General features: G+C 65.9%; 18 protein-coding genes, 1 tRNA gene and 3 pseudogenes. 5 read left to right on the top strand and 17 right to left on the bottom strand.

The window, feature by feature from the left end; genetic code table 11:
• Nucleotides 1–230: 230 nt before the first annotated feature.
• Nucleotides 231–1,775 (bottom strand): GMC family oxidoreductase N-terminal domain-containing protein, encoded by a 1,545-nt coding sequence (locus tag PH203_RS34995; RefSeq protein WP_289925359.1) that lies wholly within the window; start codon nucleotides 1,773–1,775, stop codon nucleotides 231–233.
• 312 nt (nucleotides 1,776–2,087) lie between these two features.
• On the opposite strand from PH203_RS34995, the gene PH203_RS34990 reads away from it, so the two are divergent.
• The gene (locus PH203_RS34990; RefSeq protein WP_289925358.1) at nucleotides 2,088–3,518 is read left to right on the top strand and encodes an FAD-binding oxidoreductase; all 1,431 of its coding nucleotides are present in this window, start codon (nucleotides 2,088–2,090) and stop codon (nucleotides 3,516–3,518) included.
• A gap of 93 nt (nucleotides 3,519–3,611) precedes the next feature.
• Here PH203_RS34990 and PH203_RS34985 read toward each other — a convergent pair whose 3' ends face one another.
• Entirely contained in the window at nucleotides 3,612–3,899 is a 288-nt protein-coding gene (locus PH203_RS34985) for a WhiB family transcriptional regulator (RefSeq protein WP_289925357.1), read from the bottom strand.
• Nucleotides 3,900–4,015: 116 nt separating this feature from the next.
• Here PH203_RS34985 and PH203_RS34980 point away from each other — a divergent pair, with 116 nt between their 5' ends.
• Nucleotides 4,016–4,813, top strand: a complete 798-nt coding sequence (locus tag PH203_RS34980) for a GNAT family N-acetyltransferase (protein WP_289925356.1) — start codon at nucleotides 4,016–4,018, stop codon at nucleotides 4,811–4,813.
• Nucleotides 4,814–5,816: 1,003 nt separating this feature from the next.
• Here PH203_RS34980 and PH203_RS49765 read toward each other — a convergent pair.
• The 6 genes and pseudogenes from PH203_RS49765 to PH203_RS34950 all read right to left on the bottom strand — a co-directional run.
• Nucleotides 5,817–6,002 (bottom strand): annotated as a pseudogene (locus tag PH203_RS49765) (transposase); the annotation flags it as partial.
• Nucleotides 6,003–6,599: 597 nt separating this feature from the next.
• Complete coding sequence (locus PH203_RS34970; RefSeq protein WP_289925353.1) at nucleotides 6,600–7,001, bottom strand: hypothetical protein; 402 nt, start codon at nucleotides 6,999–7,001, stop codon at nucleotides 6,600–6,602.
• A gap of 534 nt (nucleotides 7,002–7,535) precedes the next feature.
• A complete protein-coding gene (locus PH203_RS34965) occupies nucleotides 7,536–7,868 on the bottom strand; it encodes an integrase core domain-containing protein (protein ID WP_289925352.1) in 333 nt (110 codons plus the stop codon).
• A gap of 85 nt (nucleotides 7,869–7,953) precedes the next feature.
• A complete protein-coding gene (locus PH203_RS34960; protein WP_289925671.1) occupies nucleotides 7,954–8,490 on the bottom strand; it encodes a hypothetical protein in 537 nt (178 codons plus the stop codon).
• Between the two features lie 68 nt (nucleotides 8,491–8,558).
• Nucleotides 8,559–8,630: pseudogene (locus PH203_RS34955) on the bottom strand (hypothetical protein); the annotation flags it as partial.
• Between the two features lie 3 nt (nucleotides 8,631–8,633).
• Nucleotides 8,634–8,921 (bottom strand): hypothetical protein, encoded by a 288-nt coding sequence (locus PH203_RS34950; RefSeq protein WP_354671290.1) that lies wholly within the window; start codon nucleotides 8,919–8,921, stop codon nucleotides 8,634–8,636.
• A 414-nt stretch (nucleotides 8,922–9,335) separates the two neighbouring features.
• Between PH203_RS34950 and PH203_RS34945 the strand changes: the two genes are divergently transcribed.
• Both PH203_RS34945 and PH203_RS34940 read left to right on the top strand, forming a co-directional pair.
• Nucleotides 9,336–12,494: a BTAD domain-containing putative transcriptional regulator gene (locus tag PH203_RS34945; RefSeq protein ID WP_289925351.1), complete on the top strand. Its 3,159-nt coding sequence runs from the start codon at nucleotides 9,336–9,338 to the stop codon at nucleotides 12,492–12,494.
• 255 nt (nucleotides 12,495–12,749) lie between these two features.
• A complete protein-coding gene (locus PH203_RS34940; protein ID WP_289925350.1) occupies nucleotides 12,750–13,271 on the top strand; it encodes a hypothetical protein in 522 nt (173 codons plus the stop codon).
• Between the two features lie 526 nt (nucleotides 13,272–13,797).
• Here PH203_RS34940 and PH203_RS34935 read toward each other — a convergent pair.
• Nucleotides 13,798–14,127 (bottom strand): annotated as a pseudogene (locus PH203_RS34935) (HoxN/HupN/NixA family nickel/cobalt transporter); the annotation flags it as partial.
• On the opposite strand from PH203_RS34935, the gene PH203_RS34930 reads away from it, so the two are divergent.
• Nucleotides 14,101–14,176 (top strand) — tRNA-OTHER (locus PH203_RS34930). The pseudogene PH203_RS34935 and the gene PH203_RS34930 sit on opposite strands and share 27 nt — an antisense overlap.
• Before the next feature lie 229 nt (nucleotides 14,177–14,405).
• On the opposite strand, the gene pepE is transcribed toward PH203_RS34930, so the two are convergent.
• From pepE to PH203_RS34890, 8 genes are all read right to left on the bottom strand, one after another.
• The gene (gene pepE / locus PH203_RS34925; protein ID WP_289925348.1) at nucleotides 14,406–15,125 is read right to left on the bottom strand and encodes a dipeptidase PepE; all 720 of its coding nucleotides are present in this window, start codon (nucleotides 15,123–15,125) and stop codon (nucleotides 14,406–14,408) included.
• A gap of 9 nt (nucleotides 15,126–15,134) precedes the next feature.
• Entirely contained in the window at nucleotides 15,135–15,788 is a 654-nt protein-coding gene (locus PH203_RS34920; protein WP_289925346.1) for a LysE family translocator, read from the bottom strand.
• A gap of 12 nt (nucleotides 15,789–15,800) precedes the next feature.
• The gene (locus PH203_RS34915; protein WP_289925345.1) at nucleotides 15,801–16,646 is read right to left on the bottom strand and encodes a hypothetical protein; all 846 of its coding nucleotides are present in this window, start codon (nucleotides 16,644–16,646) and stop codon (nucleotides 15,801–15,803) included.
• Nucleotides 16,633–16,986, bottom strand: a complete 354-nt coding sequence (locus PH203_RS34910; protein ID WP_289925344.1) for a hypothetical protein — start codon at nucleotides 16,984–16,986, stop codon at nucleotides 16,633–16,635. The genes PH203_RS34915 and PH203_RS34910 overlap by 14 nt, the downstream gene beginning before the upstream one ends.
• A gap of 89 nt (nucleotides 16,987–17,075) precedes the next feature.
• On the bottom strand, nucleotides 17,076–17,258 hold the full coding sequence (locus PH203_RS34905; protein ID WP_289925343.1) for a hypothetical protein: 183 nt from the start codon (nucleotides 17,256–17,258) through the stop codon (nucleotides 17,076–17,078).
• A gap of 434 nt (nucleotides 17,259–17,692) precedes the next feature.
• A complete protein-coding gene (locus tag PH203_RS34900) occupies nucleotides 17,693–19,087 on the bottom strand; it encodes a site-specific integrase (RefSeq protein ID WP_289925342.1) in 1,395 nt (464 codons plus the stop codon).
• Nucleotides 19,081–19,287: a helix-turn-helix domain-containing protein gene (locus PH203_RS34895; protein ID WP_289925341.1), complete on the bottom strand. Its 207-nt coding sequence runs from the start codon at nucleotides 19,285–19,287 to the stop codon at nucleotides 19,081–19,083. Before PH203_RS34895 ends, PH203_RS34900 begins: the two co-directional genes overlap by 7 nt.
• Nucleotides 19,284–20,726: a replication initiator gene (locus tag PH203_RS34890; protein WP_289925339.1), complete on the bottom strand. Its 1,443-nt coding sequence runs from the start codon at nucleotides 20,724–20,726 to the stop codon at nucleotides 19,284–19,286. Before PH203_RS34890 ends, PH203_RS34895 begins: the two co-directional genes overlap by 4 nt.
• Nucleotides 20,727–20,860: the final 134 nt, after the last annotated feature.

The raw sequence follows: 20,860 nt of genomic DNA, 5'->3' as shown, positions 1-20,860 counted from the left end.
CATGATCGTCTCCTGGGACTTCTCGTCAGCGACGGGGGGAGAAATGGATCAAACAATCACCCAGGCTCACATCTGCGCACATCCCGACACATCACTCGATCATGCGATCGTGACCCGCAGCACCTGCCGCGGTCGCAGCAGGCACCGGCGCGGCCCTGCCAGAGCGCTCCGATCGTTACGCCGGTGTCCAGGCATCCCCGTCCCGCCCGGAGCGGGGACAGCGGACGGGATCAGTGGCCGCGCAGCAGGTCCGCGGCGCGTTCCGCGATCGCGTACACCGTCGCGTTGGTGTTGGCGGACACCACCGAAGGCATGACCGACGCGTCGGCGACCCGCAGGCCCGCCACGCCCCGCACCCGCAGATCGGTACGGACCACCGCATCGACGTCGTCGGCCGCGCCGATGCGGCAGGTGCCGGTGTAGTGGCCGTAGGAGCGCAGGTTGCGGCGCACGTACGCGCGAAGTTCCTCGTCGCTCAGCGCGGCCAGGCCCGGCTGGGCCTCCGCGCCCCGCCATGCGTCAAGCGCGGTAGCAGCACCGATCCTCCTGGCCGCGCGCACACCGTGCACCACGGCGTCCACGTCCCGGGAGTCGGCGTAGTACCGCGGGTCGATGATCGGTGCTGAACCGGGCGTCGCCTCCGAGAGCCGGATGCTGCCCCGGCTGCAGGGGGTCATCAGCGCCACCATGATGGTGTAGCCGCGGTCGAAGCCGGGCCCGGGAAGGGTGTCCTCGCGCAGCGGCACATCGACCATCTGGAGCTGTACGTCGGGGCCGTCGAGCGAGTCGTCGGTGCGGATGAGACCCTGCACCTCGCCGTGGCCGTTCGCCGCCGGCGGCACCGGGCCCGTCGCCTCGTAGACGACACCGCACATGGGGTGGTCCTGGAGATTGGCGCCTACGCCCGGCAGGTCGGCCCGCGTGGTGATGCCCAGCTCACGCAGGTGGGAGGCCGGTCCGATGCCGGACAGCATCAGCAACTGGGCGCTGCCAACGGCCCCCGCGGTCAGCACGACTTCGCGTTCGGCGCGGACCTCGATGAGATCGCCGTCCGCGCCGTGGACAACACCTGTGCAGCGCTCACCCTCGAAGGTCAGCCGGTGCACGAGCGTGTCCGTCACCACGTGCAGGTTCGGCCGGTCCATCACGGGCCCCCGCAGATAGGCGGTGGCTGCGTCCCACCGTCGGCCGTCCGCGATGCTCAGGTCGCCCCATCCGAAGGCCGTGTCCAGCCCACTGGTGAAGTCCTCGGTCACCGGGTGGCCCGCCTCGACGGCCGCCGCGAGGAACGCCTCGGCGAGGGGGTGCCGGTTCGCAGCCGGTGCCACCCTCAGCGGGCCGTCCATCCCGCGATAGCGCGGGTCGCGGCCCGGGACACCGGTCACGTTCTCGCTGCGCTTGAAGTACGGAAGGAGGTCGTCGTACGCCCAGCCCGTCGCTCCCTGCTTCACCCACGCGTCGTAGCTGGAGACGTGCCCGCGCAGGAAGCACATGGCGTTGATGGTCGAGCTGCCGCCCAATCCCCGGCCACGTGGCCAGGGCACCACAAGACCGTCAGCGCCGTCCTGCGGCACGGTCCGGTCGGCCCAGTCGGCCTCGGTGCCCATCAGCGCCGGCCAGGCCGGCGGCACGGCCACCAGGTCGAGCGGCGTGCCGCTGCCGGCTTCCAGGAGGAGAACATGCGTGTCCGGATCCTCCGACAACCGCGCCGCGAGAACGCATCCGGCGGAGCCGCCGCCCACCACTACGTAGTCGAAACTCCCAGGCCTGGTCATCGGTCCGCCCTTTCCTCGAGGAACACACCCGCCTCATGCCATTGGCACACCCCAATGACTGACTGATGTGCGACCGGAGTATGTCACGCCTTAGTGAGTTCAGCCGCAGGCTGATGTCTTGGTGTATGTGATGCGTACACCCATCGTTCAAAGCTCCGGGTTTAAGGTCCAACAGGAGGATGTGACCCCTGACTTGGGAGTGTGGCCACATCACTCATGACAGCAGATACAACCCACCGCAGTGACACGACAGCTAGCAGCGTCACTGCGGTGCCGTGTCCTGCGCCGGACCCCACCACAGAGATGGATGCAATGTCTGAGAACGCTGCCGCCGAGGCCCTCTTCTCCGCCGACGATCTGACCGGCCTGCGGGCGGCCGTCGCCGGACCTGTCCTGCAACCGATGGACGCCGCCTACGCGGCCGAGTGCGCCACGTACAACATCGCGCAGCCCACCGCACCTGCCCTGACCGTCGGAGCCACCAGCGCCGAGGACGTGGCGCACGCCGTCCGCTTCGCCGCCCGTCACGGCATGGCCGTCGCCGTCAAGAACGCCGGGCACCAGGTCGTGCCGTCCGTCGGCGCCGACACCCTGCTCATCACCACCAGCCGCATGGGCGGCATCGACGTCGACACTGCGGCCCGGACGATATGCGTCGGAGCCGGCGTCCGCTGGCAGGAGGCGCTCGACGCCGCCGCGAAGGCCGGTCTCGCACCGCTCGCCGGCTCCGCACCGGTCGTCGGTGTCACCGGCTACACCCTCGGCGGCGGACTCAGTCCGCTGCTCGGCCGCTCCCAGGGATACGCCGCCGACCACGTACGGTGGCTGGAGGTCGTCACCGCCGACGGCACGATCCGCACCGTCACCCCCACCGATGAGACCGAGCTGTACTGGGCCCTGCTCGGCGGCAAGGGCAATTTCGGCATCGTCACCCGCGTCGAGTTCGATGCGATCGAACTGTCAGGCTTCTACGGTGGCGGACTCTGGTTCCCCGGCCAGGACATGGTCAAGGTGCTGGAGGTGTGGCGGACCTGGGCGCCCACGCTGCCGGAGGAGGCCACCACCTCCTTCGCCGTCCAGCGGCTGCCTCAGGACCCCGCACTTCCCGAGCCGCTGCGTGGCGCCTTTGTCCTGCACGTCCGCTTCTCCCACCTCGGCGAGGCCGCTGAGGCCGAGCGGCTCCTCGCGCCGCTGCGGGCCGCCGGCACACCGGTCCTCGACTCCCTCGCTGCCCGGCCCGTCCAGGAAATCGGCGCGATCCACGTCGACCCGGTCGACCCGCTGCCGTATGTCGAAGCCGGCTTCGGCCTGCGTGAGTTCTCAGCCGAGACGCTGGCCGCCCTGGTGGATGTCACCGGCCCGGATTCCGACTGCCCGCTGGTGACCGTGGAGGTGCGGGCGCTGGGCGGTGCCCTCGACCGCGAGCCCGCCGTGCCCAATGCGGTGCCCTCGCGCGGCCTGCCCTTCGTCAGCTTCGCCTTCGGTGTCTCCGCGCCGCCCGAGCTGCCCGCGATGCAGGCATACCTCACCCGATACGCCGCCGCGCTGGCTCCCTGGGCGGACGAGCGGAACGTCGTCAACTTCGTGGCCCCCGACGCTGCCGACGAGGAGGCAGACGTCGAGCGCGTCTTCGGCACCGAACGCTACCGGCGCCTCGCCGAGGTCAAAAGGCAGTACGACCTGCACAACGTCTTCCGCCGCAACCACAACATCCGGCCCGCTGCTGCTCCGGTCGCACAGTAGCCACCGCGGGCCGTGAGGTGGCGGCTCGGCAGCGGGCCGCCACCTCGGACAACTGATCCCGGCCCGGAGACACCACGCACGCCGGCAGCGCTGTCATGCCTGCTGCCCGTGGGACTCCTCGCCCTGACATGTCTTCCGCCGTGCGACGACGGTCGCCCAGCGACGCCGCAGACTGCGGTGCTCGCTCTCGCTGAGGCCACCCCAGATCCCGAACTCCACACCCACAGCCCGTCCCCACTCCAGGCAGCGTGCCACGACGGGGCAGCCGCGACAGACAGCCTTGGCCTCCTCGATCTGCAGCAGCGCCGGCCCGGCATCGCCGATGGGGAAGAAGAGCTCCGGGTCGTGCGTGCGGCAAGCCGCCTGATGACGCCAATCCATGATCGCATCCCTGATATCACGACAGCCCGGGGGATGCCGCGGACGACAACATGACTTCACTTACCCCCGACATTAACTGTCACTTATCGCACCATGCATTGCCATAGACTGACATCATGAAATCACTGATCCCTCTGTCGCGCACTGATGCTGCTGTCGCCGCCTGGGGGGAGGCGCTGCGTCAAATCGCCGCCGCCGAACCCCGCATGCTCCAATACACCGGCCGCCACGACACATACATGGTGTTCACCGGCAGCCCGGCCGACAGCACCAACGGCGTTTTCACCTTCGGCAGGTCCCCTGACCCCGTGGAAATCGACCAGCTCGCGGACCGTGCGGCCGCAACTGCCCTGACCTTCACGGAACCAGTCCCCTGGTGTATCCAGGTACGCGGCCGGGCCGACGACCGGATCCGCGCAGTGGCCGACCGCCACGGGCTGATCCAGTCTTCGTGGGAGCCGTTCCTGATACGCGACCTACACACGCCAGGCCCGCGCCGCGACACCGGCCCCGTCCCCCAGGTCCTCGCGCTGGCAGGGGCGGAGTTCGACGGCTACGTCCGTGCTCTCTCCACGGGCTTCGAAGCACCGCAGGAGATGTTCGCGTCCTTGTTCACCGCGCGGGTAATGGACGCTCCCGGAATCACCGCCTACGTGGCCGAGGTAGACGGCCAGCCGGTGGCCACCGCGATGACCATCCTCACCGAAGACCACATCGGGGTCTTCAACGTCTCCACGGCTCCGGACCATCGCAGACGCGGCTACGGCGCAGCTCTCACCGAGGAGATCGTCTCCCGCGGACGGGCGGCGGGCGCCGAAACCGCCTATCTGCGCTCCACCGACATGGCCCTGCCCTTGTATGAATCGCTCGGCTTCAAAGTCGCCGAACACTGGACCTACCTCACCGCCGCATGAGTCGCGCACATGCCGGAATAGGCACCCTGATCAGTCCTGAAGATATATCTCTGGGCGTTTCGCCCCAGTAGGAGGTGGGTGTCGTTCCAGTGAGGCCCACACGCCGGACGGCCACCTGGTGGCTGGGTGCCGGCACATGGCCCGCCCTGCTGGCACTGACCTGTGCCGCATGCTGGGTCAGTCACTGCGGCGGAGCCACGACGGAGGCCAAGCCGGAGGCGGCCGACCATATTTCCGCCGGCCGCGTGTGCCGGTCCAGGCTCCCTCCCGGCCTGGAGCTGTCCTGCGGGACCTACGGCTTCGGCGACCTTCGCTACGGCTGCACCGGCCAAGGCCATGGCAGTGCACGATGCACGCGCACATCACAGGTGACGGTGCGCAACACAGGCCCCTCCCCGGTCTACGTCTCGTTCGTTGCGGGCCCGCGTCAGGGTGTACGACAGGAGAGTCGGCAACGGGTGGTGGGTCCAGGGGACGACATGACCTTGCGCCCCGGTGGGGGACGGCTGTTGTTCGACATCACGCTGTCGGGTACGGATGCACGTCTGAGCAGCCTCGAGGTGATCCGCGTGCGCTGACGGGCTGCGTTTTCGGACTCCACTCTGCTTATGCGCATGTGCATCGGCTCATCGCACAGTGTGGGGTCGGCCCTACGTCCGGGACATCCCGAGACATGGAGACGGAACGCACGACAGACCTGCGGGCGGTCTGCTCCGAGACTGACGCTTGGAGCCGGGAGGCGGCGGAGCGCCTCGGTAGGAAAAGCAACCTGGTGAGCCGGAAGCACGACGAGGCCTCCACGCACCAGGCCGGCTACCGGGCGCGTCTGCCCTCGCGGATCGGTGGTCCCAGGGGCGCCCAGCAGGCACTGTGCGCCCGGACTTCCCTGTGTGCCGTCCCGCCAGCAGGTGCCACAGGTGCCATCGATCCGCGACCTGCACGACGTGGGTGCCGTGTCGGTGATGGCCTGGGCGAAGCTGCCGGCCCCGTCCGGCCACACCACCTCGAATCCCGCGTTCTTGCGCAGCCAGGTGGCGACCGGCTCCTTCGCGCGGTCCGCGAGCACGTCGATACGCGCGCCCGTGGCAGCGTCGATGATGATCGTGGCGTAACGGTGGCCCCGGCGCGGGGCGAACTCGTCGATGCCCAGCACGCGCGGGACTGCCGCCGACGGCACGGGGATGCGCATCAGGCAGTTCAGGACGGTTGCCCAGGACAGCGCGCAGTGCAGCACGGCCAGCGGTCGGGCACCGGCCGATCCCGCCAGCGCCACGGTCACCGCGTGCACCATGTGCTGCAGGGCCAGGGTGCGTCGCTGGTAGCGCAACCCACCCGGTGACCTGCTCGGCGGGTCTTGGGACAATCGGAGTTCTCGCAATACAGGCGGCGTACCGACAGGTCGATGACGGCGGCCCGGCCACTCACCGCCTCGTCCGCGACATGCCGCACGTACTGGGAGTGCACCCAATCCGACTCTGTCCCGCACCCCGAGCGTACAGCTGCGGCATCGTCCCGGGTCCGGGCCGCGATCCGCAGCAGATCACCACTGGCCTCCACGCGATCGACCTGTTACCGCGGCCAGCTGCGGTAACAGGTCATCCAGCCGTATCGCAGGCACCGTCGGGATGACCTCGCCAACCAGCCGACACCACAGGTCAGTTGACCCGATCGACGGCTACGAAAATCTTGGGGAAGACCCAACTTCAGGACAGTCCCTCCGTGCCTTCGACGCGCAACAACGGAGTCTGGCACTGCTCGGTTCTCAAGGTGGGAGAGGAACGAGGCGTCACCCGTCAGCTCGCTGCGTTTTTTGAAATGCATGCCAGCTATCGAACGCTTCGTGTGCGGTGTCCGCCGTGAGGAATTCCTTCAACCACGTTGCATAGACTTGGGCGTTGAAGGCCTCTGCGATGCGGAGTGCGGTGAGCGCTGCAGACCCACTGTTGCCGTACAGAAACAAACTGATGGTTGTGACTGGGGCATGATCGGCTTCTGTGACAGGCGCACTGATAGTCAAGTCATCGCTGTCGTAGTCGCCCCACCCATCTGACGAGAACTCGAGGCTCGGCAACAGCTCGGTAAGCCTTGCTCGAACGTGCTCGCCAGTTCCCAGGTTCAGCGGCATCCGAGGGCCGCCGATGTTGCCTGCCGCGCCTGGTTTGGCGGTGATGTAGACGTGCCAGTTCATCTGGTATGTGACCTTACTGAGTAGCAGAGACCCATCTTCATAGGCTGGTGATCACATGAAGTGAGTTGATAGTCACCTGCCAGCGGGTCGTCACCTACCTAGTAGGCCTGTCATGTGCTACGTCCTCAAACGCCAGGCACTTCCCCCAGATCCAGGGCTGTGCCCATGATGTGTCATGACGCCAGAAGATTGGTGAGGCCGCCTCGACCTGCGCGAGACAGGAAAGCCGGAACGGTTCAGCCTCCACCATGTTGAATTTGATCAATGGTTGAGCCACCAGCGGGACTCCGAAGGGGTGATGCTGGCTGGACGGAGGAACTGTCGAGAGGCGTCCGTTCGGCTGCATGGGCGGCGTTGGCGGACCCGGCCTCGTTCAGATTGCCCGCCATGCATACCGGGCAGTCGAAGCCATCCACTGGGCTCGACACGACGACCGCCGCGACTGGATCAGGTTGCGTCCACGGAAGTGGTGTACGGATTCGACCTGATCCGGGGTTTGCTCCGGCATCGGGATGTGTCATGTGCAACTGACGATCACCGATTACGCCTGGGCCGTGGTCTTCTGCTTGAGGCGTTCGTAGGGGGCTGGCCACCGAGGCCGCCGTGGGGGCGATGGTAGTTGTAGTAGTCCTCCCACTCGCGCAGCTTGTCGTTGAAGACCTCGGCGTCGTCGATGATGACACCGTCCAGCAGGCGGTAGAACTCCTCGGCGTCGATGCGGTGGGAGCGCTCGACCTTGCCGTTCAGACGCGGTGTGCGGGGCTTGATGTAGGTGTGGGCGATGCCCTTGTCGAGCACGTGACAGTGGAAGGCGGACTGGAACTCGGCGCCGTTATCGGTCTGAATGACCTCGACCTGGAACGGCATCCGCTGGATTGGTGGCTCTGTCAGCGTTCGGTGGCTCCACTTGTCGGCGGCACTTGGCCCCACCGCCGTCACCACCGGGGCCGCGTCAGCGGATGCTGGCCCCACCCGCCGACCTGCACCGTGTGCGCGTCGGTGGGGCCAAGTGCCGCCGACAATCTCGGCGTCCGAGATCGACAAGTGGGGCCGGAACTCGGTGTCGGGTGGGTCCACTTCTCGCTGCCGAGGCCAGGATGGCGTAGTCGAGGAACTGGATGGCCGTGGCCTGGTTCAGCGTCGGGTAGATCCGCAGGACGCGCAGTCTTGTGTAGTCGTCGATCGCGGTGAACTGGAAGTACTTGTTGCGGCCGCCGCGGCGCCCCTGGGGCATGGAGGCGAGAGGTTCGATGAGCTTCACGTCGATCTGCACGCGGTGGCCGGGCAGTTGCTTCTCGTACCGCTTCCACCTGCGGTCGTGGCGCTCGTAGTGCTGGGAGGCCGGCAGGCGGCCCATGCCGAGGCGGTTGAGGATGCGCCAGACGCCGGACTTGCTGATGGTGACGTCGTGGTACCGCTTGAGGTACATGGCGATCTTCTCGGGCCCGAAGTGGTAGTTCTGCCCCAGATAGATGATCTTCCCGGCCACCTCAACGTGCGTCGCGTTCGGAGACGTTTTCGGGGCCTTGGTGCGGTCCGCAATCCCTCGATCCCCTCTGCCTGGTAGCGGCGGTACCAGGAGTAGTACGCCTGTCGGCTGATCCCGAAGTACGGCAGGACGTCCTCCACCGGCTAATCCGCTGGCCACTCCGCCGACATCTCCGCAGCGCCGCCGGTCGCCCAGCGCTTCTCCACGCTGCAGGCCTTCCATACCAGGAGGGCGATCAGCCAGGTGCCGACGAAGAGGCCGATAATGAGGTAGCCGACCGAGTTGAGGTCCACCCCGGCGATCCAGTCCCAGAACACGCCGTGCAGGCCGGCCTTCGAGGCGAGGAGCCCGAGCAGTTCCACCGTACCGACCAGGTGTAGGTTCGCAATCCGAATTTCCCATGCCGGCGTGGTGACCTGGGCTTTATCCATCGTCTCATTCGAGGGACACGGTATTTCTGTCTCACGATCTTGTCCCTTTTGCGCCGCCCGGCCCGCCGCGAGGACTTTCCGTCCGTTTCCAGGCGAGTTGGAGAACTATGCCGAAAGGCACCTACGTCAAGTTAGTGCGGGCGTTCGCCGGCTACGGCGTCCCGCACTTGCGCGGGCCGATGACCAGCATGGGGCTGCTGGTCACGATGGAATGGCCGATCACCCCGCCCACAGGCGTGACGACCCTTCAGCTCACACAACCTGATGCAACATCGGAAGAACACCCACAGCCCGACCGAGCCGCCCAAACGATCGACATTGCCCTCCCTACCTGTCGGCATCGCCGGCGATAAACTCTTGGTGTGCGTGCCCTGACTGACCAACAGGGAACGGCGTGAACCGGGGGCATGATCCATGGACATCGAAGTGCTGGGCCCTGTCCGGGTGCGGGACACCGAGCGCGGCGCGATCACGCTCGGTGGACCCAGACAGCGCACGTTACTGGCCTTGTTGGCCTGCGAGAGCGGCCGGGCGGTGCCGGTCCACCGGATCATCGACGCGTTGTGGGACGAGCGGCTGCCCAAAGATCCCCGGAGCTCGCTGCACACGCAGGTCTCGGCACTGCGCAGGATCCTCGGCCCGGGCGTGTTGGTCCGGGAGGGCGACGCCTATCGGCTCGAACTCGAGGCGCACCACATCGACGTACACGCATTCACCGACGGTGCCGCGGCTGCCCGCCGTGCGACCGACGAGGGCCGGCATGAGGAGGCCGTGGCGGCGTTCCTCCGGGCACTGGGCTGCTGGCGCGGCGCGCCGTTGGGCGGAGCCTCGGGCGCCTGGGCGGCCGGCGAACGCAGTCGGCTGACCACGGTGCGCCTGGACGTTCAGGAAGACCTGTTGGACGCCGCCACTCTGCTCGGCCGGGACGTCGTACCAGTGAACGAGCTGGCGGCCGTGGTCGAGCGCCATCCCCTGCGGGAGCGACTGCGCGGGCACCTCATGCTCGCCCTCACCAGACAGGGCAGGCAGTCGGACGCACTGGTCTGCTACCAGGAAGGGCGGCGGATCCTCGTCGAGGAACTCGGCATCGAACCGGGCCCCGCGCTGCGGGAGATCCATCGCCAGGTCCTCGGAGGCCGAGGCGACGGATCACGACTCGGCCACCAGTCGCAGGGGTCCAAGGGCAGACCTCCTGCATTCGTCGAGCCGTCCGCCCACGTCAGCTGTCCCGCAGCCTCGCCGACACCCCGCCAGCTCCCGCCGGACACGCCTGACTTCACCGGGCGTACAGCCGAACTCCGATACCTGCGTGATCTCCGGGACCCGGTGCTGACGATCACCGGAGCCCCAGGCATGGGCAAGACAACCCTGGCAGTGCACGCCGCTCACCTGCTACGCCATCGCTTTCCCGACGGCCAGTTGTTCGCCGAGTTGCACGGCACCCAGGGCCAATCCAGGAAGCCCGACGAGGTGCTCGGACGCTTCCTGCTCGCCCTCGGTGCTTCGGAGCACAGCCTGCCGCGACGGACCGGTGAACGCGTCGACCTCTACCGCACCCTGCTCGCCGACCGTCGTGTGCTCGTCGTCCTCGACGACGCGGCCGACGAGCGTCAGGTGCGTCCCCTGCTGCCCAGTGGCCCGCGCTGCGTCTGCCTGGTCACCAGCCGTTCGCAGCTCGCGGCGCTGGAGGGTGCCCGACGGCTGGACCTGCCCGAACTGGTCGACGCGGACTCCGTCCAGCTTCTGGAGCGTGTCGCCGGATCCGCCCGGGTCGAGGCCGAACGCGGCCGGGCGTTGGAGATCGTCCGATTATGCGGGCACTTGCCGCTCGCGGTGCGGATCGCGGGAGCGCGTCTGTCCTCCCGCCCCGACCTGACACTACTCAGGTTGGCTGGCCGGCTGCGTGAAGAGCATCGGCGCCTGAACGAACTGGCCATTGGCGATCTGGAGGTGCGTGGCAGCCTCGTGCTCAGTTACGCGGGTATATCCCCCCTGGCGCAGAAAGGACTGAGACGGATCGGCTGGCTCGGGGTGCCCGACTTCCCGGCGTGGCTCGTCGCCGTCCTGCTGGAGAGGGATGCCGAGGACGGCGAGGACGTCGTCGACGAGTTGGTCCGCGCGCAGTTAGTTCAGGTTGCTGGAATGGACGGTACCGGCATCGTCCGCTACCGCCTGCACGACCTGACCCGGTTATTCGCCCATGAGCGTGCCGTGGCCGAGGACGAGGCTCACGTATTGCATGCGGCGGCCGGCCGCGCCGGTGGCTGGTGGCTGGCTCTGATCGAGGAGGCGTCCAGAGGCACCCCTGTACGGCTGCTGCGTCCGCGCCCCTCCGCGCGCGGCCCGGCGACGGTGATCGACGGCGAGGTCCGGGTAGCAGTGCTCGCCGCGCCGGATGCGTGGTTCGAGGCGGAGCAGTCGGCGCTCGTGCGCATGGTCGAGCGGGCCACCGAGGTAGGGCTCGGCCAGCTCGCCACCGATCTGGCGACCGCCTTGTGCGCCTCCTCGTTTGCGGTGCACAACCGGTTCCACTCCTGGTGGCACACCCACTCCGTGGCTCTGGAGGCCGCACGCCGGGATGGCGATCACGCGGCGGAGGCACTGCTGCTGGCGGGTCTGGGCTGGCTGCGCAGCGAGCAGGATCGTTTCGACGAGGCCGTCGACTATTACGGTCAAGCCCTTCGGGTGTACGAGGACACGCGCGACACCGACGGTCTGGTGGTGACCCTGCTGAAACTGAGCGGGGTTCTCGTGGAGAAGGGGGAGTTCGCGTCGGCTCTGGCCGCCCTGGACCGGGCCCACCCTCTGCTGCCCTCCCACCCGGACACCGGCGCCCGGGCCGGGGCGCGGCACAGCCGCGGCAGGATCCTGACGGAGGTCGGCCGGCTGGGGCAGGCCCGCGACGAACTGGCCGCAGCGCAGCGCCAGTACCAGGCGGCCGGTGACGAGCACGGCGTCGGCCTCGTACTGCGCTCCCTCGGCATCACCAGGCGCGCGGCAGGCGACTGGGAAGGCGCGGCGCGCGACGGTGCACGGGCGCTTGCCACGCTGCGTGCGTCGGGGGACCGGCTGATGGCCGCGTACGCCGCGCAGGCGTTGGCCAAGACCTGGATTCGACAGGGGCGGGAGGCCAAGGCTCGGGAACTGTTGCGGGAGGCGCTGGACGTCTGCCGCGAGATGGAAGACGGCTTCGGCCAGGCGCTGGTCCTGCGCACATGGGGTGAGATGGAACTCGCCGCTGACCGGCCGGAGGATGCCTGCGGCTTCCTGAGCCGGGCGCTGGAATGGTGGGACTCACTGGGCCTGCCGCTGTGGCGGGCTCGCACCCTGCGTGATCTGGCCGAGGCCCAGTGGCGTCTCGAGCGGTGGAGCGAGGCGGCTGCGGCACAGGACGAGGCAAGGGCCACGTTCCGCCGTTTCGGGAGCAGGGAGGCGGGCGAGCCCTTCACCGTGCCAGACCCGACGTCGTCCCCCCGCGGCCGGTGTACAGAGATCTCCTCGCGTCCGGCGCTGCCCCCGGCCGTCCCACCGCCCCCCACGGCCGAGCCGCAGAATCTCCGCAGTTTTCCTTGAGCCGCGCCCCCTAACGTCGTGCACCTGACCACTTCGGCCCACAACAACGGGAATCGCCGATGTCTGGTGTGCCCATGCCCCGGCCACGCGGTCCGCGCTGCGGCTCGGTGTCGGCCAGGCCTCGCCGGCAGCTGGCTTCGGCGGCCTCCTGCTCCTCGACCGCACCTGATCCGGAGCGTGATCCCATGCCTCGGGACGGCGCTGTCCGCAGGCGCGTCGGCGGTGCGGGCAATGAACACACAGTCAGGAGGACTGATGCGAACTCACAGCATGCTCGGGCCTGGGCGCGCACGCAGGGCACTAGTAGTGCTCGTCGGGTTGGTACTGGCGGTGCTGACCATGATCGCGCTGTCGCCGACGTCGGCAACAGCCGCATCGACAGCCATCGAATCAAGGTCGGCCACGAACGTTGTCGCACCTGCGGCCTGGAACCCTCGGGTCGTTCCGCTCTACTCAGGCGAGACTAAGGTTGCGCTGGATTCCGCTGAAGCCCGAAAGCGTCTCCTGGATCTCTGCCAGACCGAGGATCTTAATGGTTACGCATGCATCACCGTGGGAGATGGCGATGGAACGCACTCCGGTTTCGTCATGTATAGGTGCGGATGGCGGAAGGTCTACGACTTCATCAACGCGGGCGCTCTCGTAAACAACCAGTACGGTGGCGCAAGGGTGCGGCTCTACAACGCTTCACAAGCGGAGATCGCGTCCTTCGGAAACGGCAGGTTCGGCATCACCGACGAAATCCTGTACGCAACGGAGTGGATCAGCATCTGCTGAAGCAGCCTCCTAGCCTCGAACGACTATCTACGCTCCCACCTGTCACCAGGTGGGAGCGTAGATCATTCGGCTGAGCGCGGAACGCCGAAATGAGAGTGTGGAGCCCAACTTGATAGTGCAAGTGAGAGTGAACAACGCTCTGACCTGCGCACTATCACCTACGGACGTCCATGCGGGCGAGCATCAAGGCGTCGTTGGACTCTCAACGGTGCAACCGCAGACCGCAGCCGAGGCCGGCTTCCGTTTCCGTTGACTCGAAGTTCCACCAGCTCGACAGGCGTTGAAGTGATAGCGCCCAGGTCAGAGGCCCTGTCAACTCTCATCTTCGGCGGCGCCCCTCATCGGCAGACTCTGGCGGGTCGATGTGCGGCACCTACCGCTCCACCCTGCGTGGTTTCCAAGGGTGTGTTCTCACAAAACGTGGGGTACCGCATGCGGCAGGGCAGGCGTTCGTCTCACATCGGTGTCCCATGGGTCGGACAAGGGCCACCGTCAATGAGAAAGGGACATCCCAATTGCGAAGCTACACCAGGAGGGCGACGGCCACTGAGAGGCCGGTGACAGTCAGGTTGTAGTAGACCTTACGGACCGGCTTGCTGAACGCCGAGCCGTAGGCGAAGTTCATGAAAGAACCGTCGATCGTGTCCAGCAGGGTCATTCCCGCGGCGAACAGCACCGGAAGGCAGAGGATTGCGTACCAGGGCAGGCCCGAGGCGGCTCCGGTGCCGGCCAGAACCAGCAGGGCGATCTCCCTGGCGGTGTCGAAGCCGAGGCCGAAGAGCAGACCCAGGGGGTACATCTGCCACGGCTTGCTGAGGGATCCCGTCAGGCGTGTGAGGAAACGGTTCACGAAACCGTAGTGGCGTGAGAACGTCACCGTGGGTTCGAATCCCACCGCTTCCGCAGATCAGAGACGTGCTGGTCAGAAGGGGTGTTCCTCGATGAGGGGCCCCTTCTCTATGGGGTCTGTCTCACCTTGATCCGGCCCTGTTGCGTTGTGGATCAGTGCGTGTGGACCAGGCGTGGACCATGTTGCAGCCGCGAGCCGTGGTTGTGACCAGGGCTTATGCGCTGGTGGGGGCACGAAGTTCCTTGGTGCCCTTCACGGGCCTACGGTCCAGGGTTCCGGCCGTCTCATAGGTCGAAGCGAGCTGGAACCTCGAGTAGGTCGCTGAGATCAGCGTTCCGGCGGAGCTGCACAGGCGAGGACCCACGCCGGAAGAGCACACCTCCCGCTTCAGAGCCGCCGAGGGCCAGACGGTCAGCGGATCGCCGGAGCCACGTCCCCTCTCGCATCGCCACGACAGGAACATCGTTCTCCTCAAGGAACTCTTCCAGTCGCTTGGAGCGGGTTTCTCCCATGTGAGTGCTGTCAGGACTGCGCTCAACATAGTGGGGATTTATCTGGAACGGCACCAAGCTCAGCGCATCAAACGTTGTCGGCTGAACGATGGGCATGTCATTCGTGGTGCGTAGGGTGGGACAAGCCATATTTGTCCCCGCACTTGATCCCATGTAGGGGACGCCGCCTCGGATGCGGTCGCGAATGACAGGAACGAGACCCTGAGCGTGCAGCGCTTTAAGTAGGCGGAAGCTGTTACCTCCGCCGATGAATATTGCTTCTGCATCTTTTACAAGGTCAACCGAGTTGCCGGTGTGCGCGCCTCTGACTTTCACCCCCAAGGGGGCGAGAGCTTCGGCGGCCTCGGAGGTGTATCCATCATGATCGGCCAAGGCGAAGGGTACGAAAAGGACTTCTTTTGTCCCGCCCAACGCTTCTGATATCGGCTCCAACGCGTGTTCCAGGTACTTTCGCCCGAACGCTGTGGAGTTCGAAAGCAGTAGTAGTTCCATGGCGCCTCTCTACGGCAGTAGGACGGGAATGACCAGCTTGGCGCCGAAGGCAATTACAACCACGCCAGCGACGCAATCCAGGCCGCGTTGAACCGTTGGCTTGTTGAGCCAATGCCCCAGAAAGTGGACACCGAGTATCAGTAGGCTGAACCAAATCAAATCGATAGCGTTGTGGATCAAGGCCAGGAGGAGCCCCATTAGGAAATGAGGAGCCCCTTCCGGGATGAACTGAGGCAACATTGCCATGTAGAATAGACCGAAACGGGGATTCAGCAGGTTCGAAAAGAACCCGCGCGACCATGAGCGAATGGGAAGCTCACCTGCTGATGAACTCCCGGCATCAGCTTCGGAGACACCCGCCCCCCTTCCTCTGGTTCGGGCACGACGGAGCATGCCGATTCCCAGCCAGATCAAGTAAGCGGCGCCCGCGACGCAGAGCACCGTGTAGGCAGTCGGCGAGGCTGCGAGAATCGCACTTGCCCCGACAGCGGCAGCCAAGCCCCAGCACAGTACTCCCACGCTAATACCGAAGACGGTCGCGTAAGCGTTCCGTGTTCCCTGACTCGCCGCTGCGCGGAGGACGAGAGTGGTGTCCAATCCTGGAGTAATAGTGAGAACAGTAGCAACAGCGACGAAGGCGCCAATCTCCGATAGTACGCTCATGAGGCGATCCCTTTACGGCACAAAGAGGATGTAGCTGGCTAGTGTAGCTATGGAAAATCCGATGATTCCGCGAGGCTTCAAAAGCGCAAAACCTGTGTGCAGCAGCACGCCAATGGAGATGGCCCATGGTCGAGCTTGCGGCACGAAAAGCGCGATCGGGATCACTACCTCCAGGATTATTGTGGCCTGCGCGGCGAGCCGCCACTTCTTGATGCCGGCAGGGCTGTCATCCAGTGCTGTCAGCACTGGGCGCGGGTAGAAGAACTCCCTGTACGGCAACCGCTCCTTGACCTCTTCCGCTCCATGGACGTATTGCGCGAGCAGTAATCCGCTCATGAAATGAGGCGATCGAACCTTCAGCCACACTCCGTTCCAGTAGAGGTCAAGAGTTATCAAAACCGCCAGAAACTGTGCCCAGGTGTTTGTTGAGGAAATTTGATCGGAAAATGAGAATCCAGTGCCAAGATTTCCGGCGGGCAGCAGGCATGCAACCATCAGAGCCATGTATATGGTGTTGTATCGATACTCGTAGATGAGCTCGTAGAAAAGTCCACCAAGTACCAGTAGTGCTGATATTTTTGGTTCGACTCCGCAGATTACGGCAACACTCGCAAGGAGGCGTATTGCAACTACGGGTCGGTAGGTGGTGCTGATTAGATCTGCCTGCTCCTTTCCCATCCGACGTTGCAGCGCGTAGTGTGTGTATCCGCCCCGTTCGAGGCGGAACCATCCGCGATGGAGCAGCGCTAACGCAAACTTGGCGAAGCATGCGAGACCGATCAGGATGCGGAAATATTGGAGCCGGATTTCAGATGTTGGAGTCGAGAATCCGGAGGTAAGCGCGTCAAGAAACCACATGACTGTCCTCGACGGTGATCGGCTTTTCACCCTCAGCCCAGAGCATGCGGCCAGTGCCATTTACTTGGCCGTGCTCGGTGGATACGTAGTCGACTACCAACTGAAGTTCGCTAAGAGAGATTGCGAACTCCCCCGATGGCAAGATCTCGAAAATGTTGATGTCCTCGGCAGCTTCGGCATCGCCCGCTCTAAGGTTGACGATCACGGAACAGCCGAGTGTGAACATCGGCCAACTGAGAACTTTCCCTGATTCTCGAAGAAAGCCGACCCAGATCATCCTCAAGACAACGAGTACCGTCACCAATACCTGCGCGGCACTGACTAGGTCGATTCGTGACATTGAATCCCATTATTCCGAAGCGGGCTTCAAGCGGAGTGGACCGCCCGGCCCCGTTCTCGCGGGGCCGGGCGGTCCTTTGAGTCCGTGACTCAGTGGTCGCGGCGCTCCGCCTTGGCCGGGTTGGCGAGGGTGATGCCGCTGATGATCTTGACGATCTTCTTCATTTCATCCTCCAGTTGGTTACACGGTATGCGCTTCGTGATTCCCGTTATCCGGGGGAAACGCATGATCCCGACGCCAGAAACGTAAGAGGTGCCGGCGATGCCGGTCAAGGGCATGGTGGGAAAACGTTGAAGGCTACACGGATGTGTGACTTGGGGCAAAGCGGATGTAGTCAACACTGTACAGGGAGGTATCTGGACAGCGCTTTCTAGCTGGCGATCCACAGGATTTCCGCATCGGTCTTTTGTTGAGTGTTAATCCGGGATTTGCCGTGTTGTCATCCGTGATGGTACGGGGTGCCGACTGAAGGTGACGCTGAGTGCCCATGCCTGATGGAAGGTAAAAAGATTCCCATAGATTCGCATGTTGGAGGTTTGGGGCCCGGTGATATAAGGATTTCCTGTTGGCTGGAAACGGAAGCAAAGACATGGCGCGATATGAACGGCTCAGGCGGGACGGACCAAGTCCAGGGCAGCGAAAAGGGGCGCCATCCCTCCCCGGAGTGAGGTAAGGATGGCGCCTGATGCACGGACAGTCGCACCGGTTACTCCTCTTCGGCTGCCTCCAAGGCCCGCTCGATCTGTTCGTTCGAGCGCTGCTGGTTGCGGTGAATCGCCTTGGCGTAGAACCGGAACAGGACCGCGATGCTGTGTCCGGCCCGGCGTGCGACTTCGGCCGGGGAGACGCCGGACTCAAGCCAGAGCGAGACACCCGCGTGGCGCAGCGAGTACGGCACGTCAGCCAGCGGTGAGGCAGCCTCGGACTCTGTCAGCGCCGCGAGCCGGGCCGCCTTCCAGACCTCTCCGTACTCCTTGGACAGGAGATGGCCGCCCTGGGCCGCACGGAACAGCCGGCCGTCTTCGGCCGTGCCGAACTCCTTGATGTGCTCGCGGACCAGGCGGACGAGCACGGGCGGGATGGGTACCGGCCGGGTCGCTTTGCGAGCCCGTTTCTTCAGGCCGCGCGTATCGAATGACTCGCCTGTGTCGGTCCATCCGGAGCCAACTCGGGGCATGCTCGTGGAGAGCAGGACTTCCCCCCAGCCCTCTTCGGGAAGCGTGAAATCGTTCTCGCGCAGACTGACCGCCTCACCGGGGCGGTTGGCCGCGTAGTAGAGGCAGCCGAAGAACGCCGTCAGATGCCGCCCGCGTTCGCCCTGCTCGGTGACAGCATCGATGAGGGCCTTGGCCAGCTTCGGGCCGGGGACGAACCGGAAGTCGATCTCGTCATCGGTCTCGGGCGCTGTCCAGTCCACCTTGTCGAGGGGCAGCGTCGTCAGCAGCTCTCGTTCCACGGCGTAGCGCAGGCAGTTGCTGAAGACGGTTCGCTTCCGGTTCACCGTGTTCTCGGCAGCGGCCGTGCCGTCCTGCTTCAGCTTCAGAGCGTCGAGGGCGGTCCGCACCACCGACGGTGTGTTGAGGTCGGTGATGTCTACCGACTTGCGGGCGATCCAGTCCAGCGCGGCCACGATGTCGGCCGGGGGTTCTTCGAGGTCAAGGCGGGATTTCAGCGTCCCGTCGTTGTCCAGGGCGAACCTGTAGACCCACGAGTAGAGCGCGATCCGTAGCACCTTGGGGGCCGGAGCTCCGCGCTTCTCCTTGACCAGCTTCGGCGTGATGGTCGCCAGCGTGTCAGCGATGCTCGCGCGGTGCTTGGCGGAGGCGCCCGGCCACTTCATCTCGGCGTACGCGCGGGTGTGGGCGTACCAGGTGAAGGAGTTGAGTGCCTGCACCTCCGAGGCGGACAGGCCGGTTTCCGTGTCGAACTGCTCGCGATTGCGCAAGGCGGTCAGCAGCTCGGAGCGTCGTCCGTCCGCCTGAGCCTTGATCTTGTAGCTCTTGGAGAAGGGGCGTGGGCCGACGCGCCACCGGAGTTGATAGGCCGCCGCACGGTTGGGCCGCTTGCGGATACCCCAGATCTGAACGTCGTACGTCAGCATGCTTCCGGCACCTCGCAGGCGTCGAACCAGGCGTCGAGGTCGGCCCGGCGTATACGGATCTGGCCGTTGGGCAGCTTCAGGTGCCTGGGAGCCTGGCCCCGAGCGCGCATCCGGTAGAAGGTGGCACGGGAGACCCCGATCTCATCCAGCGCTTCCACCAGCTTCAGGGTCTGCTTGTCGGCCTTGGGTGAAGTGGTCACAGCCAGGGCTCTCCTTCGGACTTGATCAGTTCGGCGTGGGTTATGTCGTGGCGGACTTGGGCGGCGAGGAGTTCTTCGCCGGGACGGTAGCCGCTGCTGAGGTAGGTCCAGGAGGAGGCGGTGACGAGGGTGGTGTTCTCGTCGGTGGTGGGGAGGCCGGCGCGGGCGCGGGCGGCTTCGTCCTGGGCGAGGCGCCAGGCACGGCGTACGTCGCGGAGGGCGCCGAGGGTGATGGAGTAGGCGCGGGACTTGGCTTGAAGTTCGGCGAACTCCGGCAGGTGGCCCAGAGCCCAGGCCGTGCGGATCATCTGCCGTACGTGCTGCTGGATGGGCAGGGCCGCGATGAGTTCGGCCTGTCCGGTGCCGTCGCAGTCGGCGCACCGGTCGTGGAAGCCGTCCGGGCCGCGTACGTAGCCGCGCCCGTGGCAGGGGCGGCAAATCAGGGTGCGGTCTACGGTGCCCGCGCCTTCGGCGTTCTTTGTTGCGTACTTGGCGACGTATCCGGCGACCTTGTTCTCGGTGTACTCGGCAACGCGGGCGTCGGTGAGTTCGCCGTCGCCCAGGGCGGTGATGGGGTCGACCTTGTATCGGCGGCCCCAGGCGATGACGCGTTCGCCGATGGCGTCAGAGGCGACGACGAGCCGGGCACGCTCGACCGCCAGGCCCACGGCGGCGTTCAGGGCGTCGAAGGTGGCCCAGGGCGGGGGCTCGGTGGTGTGGCCGTCGGGTCCGTCGAAGCGGATCACAGCGTGGAAGTGGACCAGGCCGCGCTTTTGGTACTCGGCGACCTTGGCGAAGGAGACGCGCAGGGCGGCGTTCAGTGCCTTCTGCGTCATGCCGAGGTGCTCGGCCAGGGCGCGGCGAAGGTAGGTAGTGAACCGTGCCCAGAGCTGTCCGGCGTGGGCGTTCCAGAGCACGGCGCCGGTGTAGTCGTAGGTGGCCGGGTCGAGCGGGGTGCCCAACGCCGGGTCGTCCTCAGGGTGTTGGGCGCCGCAGCCGCAGGACCGAGGCTTGCCCGCGTGGTCGGTCTTGCGGTTGTGGACGGGGCCGAAGGAGGGGGCGGTGAGGGTGACGAATGCCCGGGGGTGGTCGTAGACGGTTTCGGCGACGTTTTTGCCGCCGGACAGTCCGGCCTTGATGAGGTGGTAGGTGTCGGCGGCGTAGACGCGGGAGCAGGCGGAGCAGCGGGAAGAGCGGCGGTTGCCGCAGGTGGTCAGCAGGCGTCCGGAGGGTTCGTCTTCGGAGCGGTAGGAGCGGACTACTTCCTTGGTGGTCTGGTCGGTGGTGACCGTCCAGCCATGGAGGTTGACGGGGCTGGTGCAGCCGTGCAGGTCGCGGATCTGTTCGGTGACGCGGTCGAAGTCGTGGGTGTTGGCCAATTCGATCAGGTCCCGCAGGCTGGGGCTGATCACGTGGCGCAGGTCGAGGGGGCGGCGCATGGGTGGCGGGGTCTCCGTTCTGGCTTGAGGGTGGAGACCTGCGGGCAGCAGCGATTCAGTGCGCTCGGGCTGCTGCCCGCAGGAATGGCAGGTCGGGCCCAGGGGCGGGCGAGGGTGGGAAGTGCCGAAGTGCC

This window comes from Streptomyces sp. S.PB5, assembly GCF_030403745.1.
Lineage (GTDB): Bacteria > Actinomycetota > Actinomycetes > Streptomycetales > Streptomycetaceae > Streptomyces.
This window is presented reverse-complemented; position numbering and strand designations above follow the sequence as displayed.